This window comes from Lacihabitans sp. CCS-44 (genome assembly GCF_024343735.1).
Classification (GTDB): Bacteria; Bacteroidota; Bacteroidia; order Cytophagales; family Spirosomataceae; genus Leadbetterella.
In genome coordinates, this window is the sequence record NZ_RJUE01000053.1 from 1 (window position 1) to 12869 (window position 12869).

The 12869-nt window shown below is 34.2% G+C and carries 9 protein-coding genes; 4 read left to right on the forward strand and 5 right to left on the reverse strand.

The window, feature by feature from the left end; genetic code table 11:
* Positions 1-4: 4 nt before the first annotated feature.
* Positions 5-349: a transposase gene (locus EGI26_RS08360; protein ID WP_255077678.1), complete on the reverse strand. Its 345-nt coding sequence runs from the start codon at positions 347-349 to the stop codon at positions 5-7.
* A gap of 356 nt (positions 350-705) precedes the next feature.
* On the opposite strand from EGI26_RS08360, the gene EGI26_RS08365 reads away from it, so the two are divergent.
* The gene (locus EGI26_RS08365) at positions 706-1926 is read left to right on the forward strand and encodes a site-specific integrase (RefSeq protein ID WP_255077679.1); all 1221 of its coding nucleotides are present in this window, start codon (positions 706-708) and stop codon (positions 1924-1926) included.
* A 270-nt stretch (positions 1927-2196) separates the two neighbouring features.
* Here EGI26_RS08365 and EGI26_RS08370 read toward each other — a convergent pair whose 3' ends face one another.
* A complete protein-coding gene (locus EGI26_RS08370) occupies positions 2197-3186 on the reverse strand; it encodes a YafY family protein (RefSeq protein WP_255077680.1) in 990 nt (329 codons plus the stop codon).
* A gap of 89 nt (positions 3187-3275) precedes the next feature.
* On the opposite strand from EGI26_RS08370, the gene EGI26_RS08375 reads away from it, so the two are divergent.
* Genes EGI26_RS08375 through EGI26_RS08385 form a run of 3 tightly spaced genes read left to right on the forward strand, consistent with a single transcriptional unit; the run spans position 3276 to position 7499 of the window.
* Entirely contained in the window at positions 3276-4634 is a 1359-nt protein-coding gene (locus EGI26_RS08375; RefSeq protein WP_255077681.1) for an ATP-dependent RecD-like DNA helicase, read from the forward strand.
* A gap of 3 nt (positions 4635-4637) precedes the next feature.
* A complete protein-coding gene (locus EGI26_RS08380) occupies positions 4638-6584 on the forward strand; it encodes an AAA family ATPase (protein ID WP_255077682.1) in 1947 nt (648 codons plus the stop codon).
* Positions 6585-7499 carry a hypothetical protein gene (locus EGI26_RS08385; RefSeq protein WP_255077683.1) on the forward strand — a complete coding sequence of 305 codons (915 nt, stop codon included), beginning with the start codon at positions 6585-6587 and terminating at the stop codon, positions 7497-7499.
* Between the two features lie 186 nt (positions 7500-7685).
* On the opposite strand, the gene EGI26_RS08390 is transcribed toward EGI26_RS08385, so the two are convergent.
* Genes EGI26_RS08390 through EGI26_RS08400 form a run of 3 tightly spaced genes read right to left on the reverse strand, consistent with a single transcriptional unit; the run spans position 7686 to position 12641 of the window.
* Positions 7686-10889, reverse strand: a complete 3204-nt coding sequence (locus EGI26_RS08390; protein WP_255077684.1) for a type I restriction endonuclease subunit R — start codon at positions 10887-10889, stop codon at positions 7686-7688.
* 19 nt (positions 10890-10908) lie between these two features.
* Complete coding sequence (locus tag EGI26_RS08395) at positions 10909-11553, reverse strand: DUF4276 family protein (RefSeq protein ID WP_255077685.1); 645 nt, start codon at positions 11551-11553, stop codon at positions 10909-10911.
* On the reverse strand, positions 11553-12641 hold the full coding sequence (locus EGI26_RS08400) for an AAA family ATPase (RefSeq protein WP_255077686.1): 1089 nt from the start codon (positions 12639-12641) through the stop codon (positions 11553-11555). Before EGI26_RS08400 ends, EGI26_RS08395 begins: the two co-directional genes overlap by 1 nt.
* Positions 12642-12869 lie beyond the last annotated feature (228 nt).

Here is a 12869-nt window from a genome sequence, read left to right on the forward strand (position 1 = left end):
CGTATTATCCAAGAGCTCCTTTTAAAAAAGCCGCAAATTCCGATGTCATTCGCGTTCCTGAGGCTACTAAATTCCAGTTTCTATAGACTATTTTTCCACTATCATGATTGAGCCATTTACGTCGCTTGATTTTTAGAAAACAAGCCTTGCCACGAAGTGGGAAATCCCTAACTGTTTCTTCCTCAAAGTAACCTTTGGATTCAAGCTTTTGACCATCGAACTCTTTGGGAATAAGGTTGAGTTCGGTAATATGGATATTGTAAGAATTTTCTACTTTTTCTACTTTAACTACTTCAAAATATTCAAATAAGCCTTCTGGTAGAAGTAATCGGATAAGGTCTTGGTTCAATATATATCATTTTGATCCCAAAATAAATAACTTTTTTCATTCCCCCCAACTTTTTGGATTGATCCACTCTAAGATGTGTATTGATACAATCAATCGCTAATAAATAAAAAAGCACCTATAAAAATATAAGTGCCTTAAGCTAAATAATTTACAATGTGGGAGTTGAGGGATTCGAACCCCCGACCCTCTGCTTGTAAGGCAGTAAGCTTTATTTTTTTAATATTTTCTAATTTTTTTTAATTTATTTATTATAAGCATTTTATGAACATTTATTTTTTCATAATTTGGAAAATATTTTGCTTTTTTATACATTTGTTTAAACCATGTTTAAACCAGAAACAAAACAAAAGAATCAAATGGCATCAGCAAGTGTAGTATTATATAAATCCAAAAAATTAAAAAATGGAGAACATCCTATCATGATTCGGATAATAAAAGATAGGCAAACCAAATATTTGGCGGTGGGTCATAGTTGTAATCAAGAGCTTTGGGACATGAAAAAAGAAATGCCCAAAAGAAAACACCCACTCTTTACAGAACTCACACTTTTAATTGAAGCGAAAAAAGCCGAAGCAAACAAAGTTCTGCTAAATATCGAAAATGAAAACATAAGTTTTTCCTCACAAGATGTAAAAACCAAACTTGCCAAAAAAATCAATAAGCTGTCAGTTTTTGAATTTCTTGACCAAATAATAAAGGAACTAAAAGCGGTGGGCAAGATTGGAAATTCCAGAGTCTATAACGACCTAAGAAGGGTTTTGAAGCTTTACCTCGGAGATAGGAAACTTCAATTTACAGATATCAAAAAGAGCTTCCTCACGAAATTTGAACAACATCTAAAAACGGAAGGACTAAATCCGAATACTATGAGTGTTTACTTCCGAACTCTTCGGGCTACAATAAATAAAGCCATTGATCAAGAAATTTTAGGTAAAGGCGAAAATCCATTTTCGGATTATTCTATTTCGCACTTAAAAAACGAAACCGAAAAAAGGGCGATCTCGAAAGAAGATGTCCGAAAGATTGAAAATATTCCAACGACAGCAAACACTAAACTATCACTTGCTCAAGACTTTTTTATGTTTAGCTATTATAGCTCGGGTACAAATTTTCAAGACGTTGCATTGATGAAATGGAAAAATTTAAAGATAGTTCAAGAGGATATAATAATGGACTACTTACGAAGCAAAACGGGCAAAAAAATGACTATTAAACTACCCCCAAAAGCCGTTGATATTATTAACAAATATAAAAGTTTGACTTATGGCCCGGAAAACTACATTTTCCCATTCCTAGACAGCCAAAGGCATATAAAACCAATGACTATTGCCAATAGGTTAAAAAAAACACTTCGAGAAGTAAATTTAAACCTAAAAGAATTGTGCTCATTTGCAGGGGTCGATGAAAAACTTACCTCATACGTTGCGAGGCATACATTTGCTACTACATTAAAGAAATCCTTTGTTTCTACAGCAATAATAAGCGAAATGATGGGTCATAAATCTGAAGCTATTACCCAAATATATCTTGATTCATTTGATGATTCAGTCAAATATGACGCAAGCTTGAATTTGTAAAAAAGGTCAATTTCTCTCCCCTATTAACCCAAATTAATTCTCGTAAACCACTATTATTTTAAATTATCTGATAGTTTTTTATCAAAATTTTATCCATAGAAAAACATAATTAATTACTATTAAGTATATGGTATAAACACTTATGGGTGTCAATTACATAATAGGCAATAAAAACGAAATAGAATAGAAGTTATCAAATACTTAGTTAGCAAAAATAAAATAGAAACCTAGAGCTGGTTGTACAGTTTTTTTCATAAAAAACTGTACAAATTATAAATTACCCACTACACTTTCCCAAACCCTCCTAACCCTTTCCCTAAACTTCTCCGCCATCCACCTAGGCTCCAAAATTTCGATATCTTCGATATGCTCCATAACTTTGGCCCAGAATTCACGATTTGGAATTACTCGCAGAGAAAAGGTCATGGAAGTAGAGTCCTCTAATTCCACATGATTAGTCTGGGAATGATGCCATTTCTTGGTTGCAACATAATAAGCCCTACTTTTCTTAACTTTAAACCTTATGGTTTCTACCTGATTTTTTTTGTCAACACTATTACCAATTACGTCTTTATAGTAATTTCGAGCATCAAAGGTACTTTTACCTGAAAGACTTTCAGAACTAAACCGCTCATTCATTATCCTATCCAGAGCATAATTTTGATAATCGTTTTTCTCTTTTGAAAATCCAATAAGAGCCCATCTGTTATTATATTCCCTAAGTTGGATGGGAACAATAGTAATTTTTGCTGGCTCCATACTTCCAAAATAATGGTAGTCTATATCCAAAACTCTTTTCTCGGTGATATACTTATAATACAAATCCAGTTTTTCAATGTTTTTTAGCTCCACCTTCTCAAACTGTATGTATGGATTTTCTTCCATATTTGGATTCCTGACCTCTTGCTCAAGGTCAATTAAGAGTTTTGCAAGATTAACTTTGAATAGCTCATCGTTGGTCTTTTTCCTTACAAAAGCCAAAATCTCATTCATATTACCACTATCTACTCCTTCAAGTGCCTCCAACATTGAAAAAGGTTTGGAATACCAATAACCCTTGTGTCTATTTGCAGATATTTCCGTTCCCAGAAGTCGTAGGTCGGCAATATCAGATGCCACCATTCTCTCGTTTGTTTCATAACCTTTATTTAAAAGGTTTTCAACAATATCAATTGCTGAAATTCCTTCTCTATTTCTTAAAATTTTGTGAATCTCGAAGATTCTTCTGATACGTAAAACACTATCACTTTTCTTTGCCATAAATGTAAGTTCAACTACTCTATAAATGTAGCTGAAGTTTTCAACATCTTCAAAATAATATCACTTTTGCATCACAAAAAAAATGATTCATGGCGAATACTTCTACTTCAGTTTCTATTTTCGAAAACATTAGCTTCAAGCCTACCAATTCGCAGGCCAAAGCTCTCTATGAGTTAGAGGAATTTATAGAAAATGCTTCTGAGGATAGAGTATTTATTTTAAGTGGCTCAGCTGGTACCGGTAAAACCACCTTAACAAAGGCTGTGGTTGATTATTTAAACCACCTCGATCTTCCAGTTATACTGTTAGCTCCTACTGGCAAAGCTGCATCTATTCTAAAATCAAAATCTGGGTTGGAAACGCAGACTATACATCAATTGGTTTATCATCCTGAACAGCTAGAAGATGGACGTGTAAAATTCAACTTCAAAGGAAATTCATCTGAGGTTCGGACAATTTATATTGTGGATGAGGCCTCGATGATTCCTGCAAAAAATGCATCCTCAGGAGAGTACATTTCTACCAATCCTCTTTTATTCGATTTGATGCGATTTGTGTTTTCGGGAAGCCCTCTAAACCAAATAGTGTTCTTAGGCGATGCTTACCAATTAACTCCCGTTTTGGAAGACGAATCTATAGCACTCTCCGCAAAACGTATTAATGAAATTTTCGAGTTGACAGTGAAGCAGGTCCAATTGACTGAAATTACCAGACAAGCTGGTGACTCACCTGTGTTGACATTGGCCAACCAAATAAAAACTGCTAGAGACAACAATATTAGTTTATACAGTCTAAGGCCACCAAGACTGGCAAGCGAGGCTTTAGCATTGGACTATTACACCACCTTTTTTGACTGCCAACACTTAGATGAAATCATGATGATTTGTAAATCCAATGATCAAGTTCAGCAATGGAACCGCCGAATCAGAGAAAAATTGGGTTTCGGACATTTTACGCTTTGTGTTGGAGATGTAGTAATGCTTCGAAGTGCTTGGATGGACACCACCTACCAAATGGTAAACGGCAATATGGGGGTGATAGCTTCTTTGTCAGACAACACAGAGGAAATAGCAGGCCTAAAATTCAAAGATGCCGAAATAATTTTCAAGAATGGAGAGGAAAACATAAGGATAAACACCAAAGTTTTCATAGATTCGCTTGATAATCCTACTGCCAAAGTGGATACTGAGTCCATCAAATACCTCAAAAATGATAGAATGATAAAAAACACTGTCTTTAGAGCATCGCAACGTGCCAAAGACGACCTTTATATGAACGCTATGAAACTTAGCTATGGATATGCACTCACTGGCCACAAAGCCCAAGGAAGTGAGTGGAAAAGAGTACTTATTACCCCTGACAAATTACACTCCAACGACCATGCGTGGATGTACACGGCGGTTACAAGGGCAAAAAATGAGCTTTTTAGTTGGTGGTTTAATAAATAATATATGGCACATTTGAATTATTTTGGAGTTGAAAATTTTAGAGTCTTTAAAGAAAATACTAGCTTCGATTTAAAGCCAATCACAGTTTTAGTTGGTACAAATAGCAGTGGCAAAAGTAGCTTAATAAAAGCTATTGAATTTTTAAAGGGTGATTTTAGAATTAACTTCATAAACAAAGTAGCAAATTTTATGAACATAGAAATCTCCAAAGGCCTTGAACTAGGGGGATTTAACAATATCAAGAATAACAATAATTATGAGTCTGAAATCATCTCATTTTCCTATCCTTTCTTTATACCAGGAACTACAGAGAGTTTAAGAATAACAATTAGTTACAAGAAGTCGAGTAAATCGAAAAATGGGTTAGATATTTTTGAAGTGAAAGTTTTTAGAAAAGATAATCCAGAAAACCCAGTTGTTTTTAAAAACCACTTTGAAGAACATTTAAAAATTGACTTTACCCAACTTCATGATATTTTGGTTAATAATTACGGTACTATAAAAAACAATCATGAAGAAAGCGAAACAAATTTTTTCAAAGTTCGCGAGAGGTATGATTATGATAAAAACGAATGGATTGATACTTTTTCATATAATAATATTAAAATAGTGCCAAATGAAAAATTGATTAATAGACATTGGAACGTTCAAAGAATCTTATTAACACAAATTGATGAAAACGGCGAAAAAGAGGTATTAGACGATTTGACTTATAAGCATTATGGAGTAGATTTTGGCTCTTTTAAATCTTTTTTGATAGGTTTTAAAGAACTAAAAACTCCAGATTTTCTTGAAAAAGCTGATTTGGAAACCTCAAAAAGCAGATTAAATAGTTCAATACTGCCTTTTTTTGTGTTCATTAACGAGGATTATTTAAAAAAAATAATTCCAGAAGAAAATTACATAGATACTTTAATCAGATTACAATCATATAAAAAGGAGTTACTTGCCAAGTATGGTGAAAATTGGAAAGATTATTTATTGAAACTACAACTTAAGGAAATGACTGAAAATAGTTTTTTTCCATTCTATAACGATGTCACTGAAAAAAATGACTTCTTTAGTTGGACTTTATTAGAACCACCAATACTATTTCAAAACTTTGAAAGATCAGAGGAATCCACATTGCAAACAATGTATCTTCATAATGATTATTTGACTAAATACTTTATGATGGATTTTTTTGTTGACGAATTTATATTCAAAGGAATAAATTCCGCAATAAGTTCTCTATTTGAAACCTACAGTCAGCTTGAGTTTGTACCATCCTTAAGATCTAATATAAAAAGAATTCTGTTTGATAATAAGGAAAGAAGTTTTTTTGAAACATGCGTTGAAAAAATCAATAAAATTGGATTATCCAAAGAAGCATTATATTTTTTAAAAAAGAACCTATTACAGTTTGAAATAGCAAATGACATTTTTATTGACATTGACGAAAATACATCATTAACAACAGTAAAGCTGTCTATAGGTAATTCTCTCATATTTTTAGCTGATGTAGGTTATGGAATTAGTCAATTGCTTCCAATATTATTGCGAATAGCGATAAATGTTACAGAAAATGAACCTGATTATAAAATGAGGTGGTATTATAAATCTTCAATAATTGTTATTGAAGAACCAGAAACCAACTTGCACCCTGCACTCCAATCAAAACTAGCTGATTTATTTATAGAATGTTATGAAAAGTACGACATTCAATTCATAATCGAAACCCACAGTGAATACCTTATTAGGAAACTTCAATATTTAGTAGCAAAAAAAGATTTTAAAGCCGAAGATACAGTAATTTATAATTTTAGAAAAGCTACGGACGACAACCCAGAAATAGTAAAAAGGATTGATATTGACGAAAATGGTGGTCTTTCAAAGAATTTTTACCCTGGTTTTTTTGATGAATCTGATAATTTAGCAATCAGCCTTTTTAATCTCAATAACAAGAACTGAATGCAACACAAATCTCAAATACTTTGCGAATTCGCCTTTTTGGATAAATTCATCAAATCACTTTCTGGATTAGACTTACTAACTTTTATGGAAACTGGTGAATTTTTTATTCTAAAATTGTTCGAGCTAATCTTTTCGAATTCAATTGTTTATCTTGATTTATCGGTTGACGAAATTACAAATTCCAAAAACCCTTATGTAAAAAAACTAATGCGTCAAGGCAATATTAAGTCTTGTTTTACTTCCAATAATCTTCCCTTATACACAGGTCTATATTTAATTGATAAGGATAGAACATATATCGATAAAACTCATTCTAGCTTAGGGAATTGGTCACTCAATTTTGAGGAGAAGTCACGGCTGAAAGATTTATTTGTTGAAAATTCATATAATTATAACTTTAATAACACATTTAAAAATTTTGATTTCTTGCATAAGTACCATAAACATCCACACAATTCCATGATAATTACTGATGATTATTTCTTCAAAAATTCTCAAAACATTGAGGATTTAAGAGAAAATTTTAGAAAAATTTTATCGAAAATATTACCTAAAGAACAAATTATAGAATATCATTTGACAATAATTACAGCAAATAAAACATTTAATGACGATGAATTAAAGGAGTCAATAGGCTTGATTTTCCAAAACTACCCTTACGATCTAAAGTTAGAGATTTTAGCTCACAATTTCCACAAGAGAATTTTACTAACGAACTATTATTATCTTACCTCCGACAAAGGGTTTTTAATGAATAATGCTAATTCTAGAAAAAATGATTTTCATGTCACAACAACATTTAATTCAATCGCCTCTATGGAGGCGTATACTTCACGAATAGATGAATTAAAAAATTTATTTCCCAATTCCACAAATAGACTATTACAAACCAACACCCTATTATCACAGTAGAACTAAAACAACAAAGTAGATGAAATATGGCTGGCGTTTCATACTGGCGATATTTTCTGAAATCGAAAGAAAACTGTATTACTAAATGGGAGGTAAATGAACCATCAATCTAATTTAAATAGAGTAAACTGAATAACCTATAAAAATAATACAGTGTAGCTGGGTAGGTTCGTAAAACGCAAATACCTACCTATTCTTCTTAAAATTCTCTGCCTGCTCAAAAATCTCGATATATACTTCGTCACGTTCTACTGGTGGATAACCAAACTCATCTAAAAGTAGGATAAGTTCCACTTTCAATGCAGATTTTATATCGTCACGTTTGTTCCAGTCGGGGAATTTGGCTTGGGCATCGACTACGTCCTTAACTGCTTTGGCTAGCTCTATTAGTTTTTCGTCAGGGTATTTGAAGTCATATTTCGCACACAACTCTTTTAATATGTCATAAAAAGCTTTTTCTTCAAAGTCAATTCCTAGGGCGTCCCCTGCTTTGAATTCCCTATGAACTTCCCAAATCAGGTTGGTTAGCTGCTCAGCCATCTCTTCATAAACTTCGCTTCGTAATACATCGTTTTCATCTCGCTGATTGTACTTTTCAACCAATGCCTGCATTTTTTTTGAAAAATCAACACCCTTTACTTTGTTTACCTTTTTAATTTCGCCGATAATCTTGGCAAGTAATTGTTGCAACAATTTTATCTTAGTATTGGGTAGTTTTATCTTATCTATTTTGGCCAAATAATCTTCATCAAAAAGGTCATGCTCTGTTTCTTCACCCATTTTAAATATCTCCTGAACACCGTCGCTTTCTAGAGCATCTTTAATCATTTCCCTCACTCTAGCGTTCATTTGTGCAGTATCTGGAGCTTCCCCCTTCGTTAACTTAAATACAATAGACCGCACAGCTAGATAAAAATGCGTAAAGTCCCTTTCTTTTTGTTTTAAGCTTTCACTTCCTGCACAAATATCATAGGCGGCTTTCAATCGTTTCACCATGCCCATAAATCGGGTTTCAAACTCTTTGGTTTTTTGGGCATATTCTGCTGCTAGGTTCAAAGTGTTCAATGCCTCCAACGTGGTGCCTTTAAAATATTTGGTGCTATCAAAACCATGGAAAAGCTTAGCTAATAAGTCCAGATGATTTCTAACGATGATTAATGACTCAGCTATGTCTTCAAAGTTGTTTTCATCACCTTTATTGTATTTGGCTAGGGCCAGATTCATTTGTTTTTTTATACCGATATAATCAACCACCAAACCCTTGTTTTTACCTTCATACTTGCGGTTTACTCTTGATATTGTCTGAATCAAATTATGCTGCTGTATAGGCTTATAAATATAAATACTATCCAAAAACGGTACATCAAAGCCCGTAAGCCACATATCTACAACAATGGCAATCTTAAAGTTAGATTTCTCGTTTTTAAATTCAGTGTCAAGTGTTTTTCTATAAATTGAGGTGCCTAATAGCTTATAAAGTGTCTCGTCATCATCTTTACCTCTGGTCATAATCATTTTGATTCTTTCCATAGGTTTTATTTGTTTCTGCTCCTCTTCAGTCAGCACTGCATTATCTGCCGCAACTTTTATCTCATTCCATTCAGGCCGGAGTGCTATTACGTTTTTGTAAAATTCGTAGGCAATTTCTCTTGTACTGCAAACAAACATCGCCTTGCCTTTTACAGTTGCTCCTTCCGCAATTCTATTTTCATAATGAGTCACAAAATCCAAGGTCAAGTCTTTTAGTACTTTGGGATCACCAAGTATGGTATTCATCTTTGCCGATTCCTCTTTACTCTGCTCTACTTGGTATTCGTTGGCACCCGCCTCTGCTGCTTTTTCGTAATACTTTTCTATTTTTTCTAGTTCACTATTGTTGAGTACTACTTTGGCTGCTCTACCTTCATACACAATCCTGACCGTGATTTCGTCTTTCACTGACTCCGTCATGGTGTAAGCATCAACTACTTTACCGAAAACATCGAGAGTAGCATCTATGGGCGTTCCAGTGAAGCCAACGAATGTGGCATTCGGCAAAGAATCGTGCAAATATTTGGCGAATCCAAAGGTTTTAGAAACCCCCTCTTCTGTTATTTTTATCTTTTGGTCTAAGTTTGTCTGGCTTCTATGTGCTTCATCTGAAATACAAATCACGTTGGTTCTATCGCTCAATAGCTGGGTATCCTCTGTAAACTTGTGAATGGTGGTTAAGAAAACTCCACCGCTTTGCCTGCCTTGTATCAATGCTCGTAAATCTGCTCTGCTTTCTACACTCACTATGGTATCGTCACCAATAAACTTCTTTGCGTTCGTAAATTGCCCAGATAGCTGGTCATCAAGGTCGGTTCTATCTGTAATTAATACGATGGTTGGGCTTCCAAAATATTCGCTTTTCATCAACAACCTTGTGAGATAAAGCATCGTAAAACTTTTGCCACAACCAGTGGCTCCAAAGTATGTGCCTCCTTTACCATCGCCATCAGGTTTTTGAGCTTGCTTTATATTATCAAACAATGCCCTCGCAGCATAGTATTGTGGATACCGACAAACTATTTTCTCGTTTTTCTTCGAGGTATCTGGTATGTATATGAAGTTTCTAATGATATCACGCAAACGGTTTTTATTGAACATGCCTTGAATGAGCGTGTACATGCTATCTATACCGTCAACTTCTTTGGCAAGACCAGCTACTCTCCGCCATGCATAGAAAAAATCGTAGGGTGCAAAGAAAGACCCTGCTTTATTATTAACCCCATCGCTGATTACACAAAATGCATTGTATTTAAACAACTCTGGAATATCTCTGCGATACCGAACTGTGAGTTGTTTGAAAGCATCATGTATTGTAGCTTCTTCTCTGATGGCACTTTTAAACTCCAAAACTACTAAGGGTAATCCATTAACATAAACTATCCCATCTGGAATCCGCTTTTCGGTTCCCAATATTTCGAGCTGTGTTACAAATTTGTAAATATTGCTATCCTTTCCATATTCTTGCTCTTCTTCTGCCCAAACTTTAAGCAATTGTTCTTCTTTGGGTTTCAAATGTTTATTCAAACCCTTGTAATCTATCAGTTCTATATAAATATCTTTTTGGCTACGGTCTTCTCGCTTTAATATAAAGCCGTCAGAAAGCATTTTTAAGAAGGTTTTATTACTTTCGTAAATGTCTGATGAAGGAAGTGACTTTAGCTGTAGAATAATAGACCTGATTTCATTGGGAGTGATCCCTTCTGAATCATATTGTGATAATAAGAATGTGGCCAAATCTTCCTCAATCAATACTTCTTCGGGTCTTCGCATAAGAGCAATACCCAAATTATGCGAATAGCCTTCAACCGCTAAAAGCTCTGTGAATGAATGTTCAAGTTTTGCTTCTGTGAATTTCATGGCTTTTTAAATTCTTAAATCATTCTTGTAATTTATTGACGATCTTTTCTATCCATGAAGCAAATCGTGGACATTTTTCTAATATATTTTTAATATCCATCATTTCAAATATCAAATCCCCATGAAATGCTTTTTTATATTTGAATATGTTTTCAAGTCTTTTAGAAGGAGCCGTTTGGGGCGAATTATTAATGTCTTCTGGATTAGGATATGAAATCATTATTTGATTAATCTGCTCTAAACTTTCATTTGAATCAATAACAAAATCAAACCCACTCATTTCAGAAAACATTAAAGCTTCCAATTCGTGTTTCTGAATATATGGTATAAAATCGGGATGATTTCCTAATTCTGAATGGATAGCTGACTCAATTTCAGTTATTTTACTAGCATCAATGCTAAAAGAAGGAAAGTCGGTAGGCAGCTTAAAAAAATCTATTATGGATGTTACAATTACGTTTCCTTGTGCTAAAGTTCTAGTGATTTCATTTTTATATTTCCCAAAACTCCCCACTCCACCTTTCTTAAACTGTTTTCTGTTTGTTGTAATAGTTTGTGCATGTATAGGTATATTGAAACCAAGGCTTACTAAATACGGCAAGATTAACTTCTCGACTAGAATTATTTCACTATCTCCTTCTACTATAAACGCTAGCCTTTTCATCAGACAGAGTAAGGTTGAGCTCCAAATTTATTTTGACCCCACAAGTCTCCAAGCGTATATTCTTGCAACCATTCTGAAAAATCTTCTTCATGAAGTCTTTCGAATGTTGACCCTTCAGTAGTTCTGTTGGTAACAATTATGTCTTCAGGTGAAAAATTATCAATCAGATTGACAGACTGAGTAGAAAGTATCACCTGTGATTTTTCGGAGGCTGCTCGTACCATGGCCGCAAGCTTATTGATAGCTACAGGATGTAAGCCCAACTCTGGCTCGTCAATGATAATGGTAGCGGGTGGCTCTGGCTGCATAAGTAATGTGGCCAAACAAATAAACCTTAAAGTACCATCAGACAGATGATAGGCATTAAAATATCCCTCTGGCTGGCCTTTTTCTCTCCATTCCAACTGTATGTTGTTGGTATTGAGGCGGTCGGGCTCCAAAATAAAACGCTCAAAAAACGGGGCAATAGTTTGCACCATTTTTTCGATGCGTTGGAAATGTTTTGGATGCTTTATTTTTAACAAATACAGGTAAGCCGCCAAATTGGAGGCATCTGGCTTAAGTCGGAAATTGTCATTGATATTCGAAATACCTTTCATAGGCGACGTATCGCTGGTATCATGGAAATGATATACGTCGAATTCTCTCAGTCGCTGATTTACATAATGAGCTTGACTAAAGGGGACATCAGCAAATACTGTTTCCATTGTATTGCTGTCAAATTCTTTATAGTGCCAGGTCGATTTGCTTAAAAATGCGGTTTTAAGTGTATTTATGAAAAGGGTATTCTGAATTACTCCAAGTTCGATGTAAAATCTGTTCTTATTGGTATCAGAATTAGTAAATTCAATTTCTAATTTAATTAACTGCGTTTTTTTCTTTCCAAAATGTAGAAGACCATCTGCTCCGCCTTTAGAAAGAACAAATTTTTGAAAATTTTGCCGATGAATATTCTTCACCAATGAAAAAACAGAGACAAAATTGGATTTACCCACTCCATTGGCACCCAAAAGGATATTGATGGGTCCAAGGGTTAGATCCATGCTTTTGATGCTTTTGTAGCCTTCTATGTTTATTCGGGTAATCATTATAAACTGATATTCATGCTAATTTAATACAAAATAATGCCAAGATTAAAATTTGAATCGAAAAAGGGTTTTTTGATTGTAATATTCCATCATTTCATTCACTCATTACCCTTCCTCCCCATCAAAAGCCTCCCATTAAAACACCGCACCTTCAGGGTCTATGGTTATATAAAGTTCCAGCAGGCGGATGTACAAGTCCATGCTCATTTCATCCAGAATTAAAAATTA

Coding starts and splice junctions, on each gene's coding strand:
- EGI26_RS08365 (WP_255077679.1), top strand. CDS start 706: ATGGCATCAGCAAGTGTAGTATTATATAAATCCAAAAAATTAAAAAAT.
- EGI26_RS08370 (WP_255077680.1), bottom strand. CDS start 3,186: ATGGCAAAGAAAAGTGATAGTGTTTTACGTATCAGAAGAATCTTCGAG.
- EGI26_RS08375 (WP_255077681.1), top strand. CDS start 3,276: ATGGCGAATACTTCTACTTCAGTTTCTATTTTCGAAAACATTAGCTTC.
- EGI26_RS08380 (WP_255077682.1), top strand. CDS start 4,638: ATGGCACATTTGAATTATTTTGGAGTTGAAAATTTTAGAGTCTTTAAA.
- EGI26_RS08385 (WP_255077683.1), top strand. CDS start 6,585: ATGCAACACAAATCTCAAATACTTTGCGAATTCGCCTTTTTGGATAAA.
- EGI26_RS08390 (WP_255077684.1), bottom strand. CDS start 10,889: ATGAAATTCACAGAAGCAAAACTTGAACATTCATTCACAGAGCTTTTA.
- EGI26_RS08395 (WP_255077685.1), bottom strand. CDS start 11,553: ATGAAAAGGCTAGCGTTTATAGTAGAAGGAGATAGTGAAATAATTCTA.
- EGI26_RS08400 (WP_255077686.1), bottom strand. CDS start 12,641: ATGATTACCCGAATAAACATAGAAGGCTACAAAAGCATCAAAAGCATG.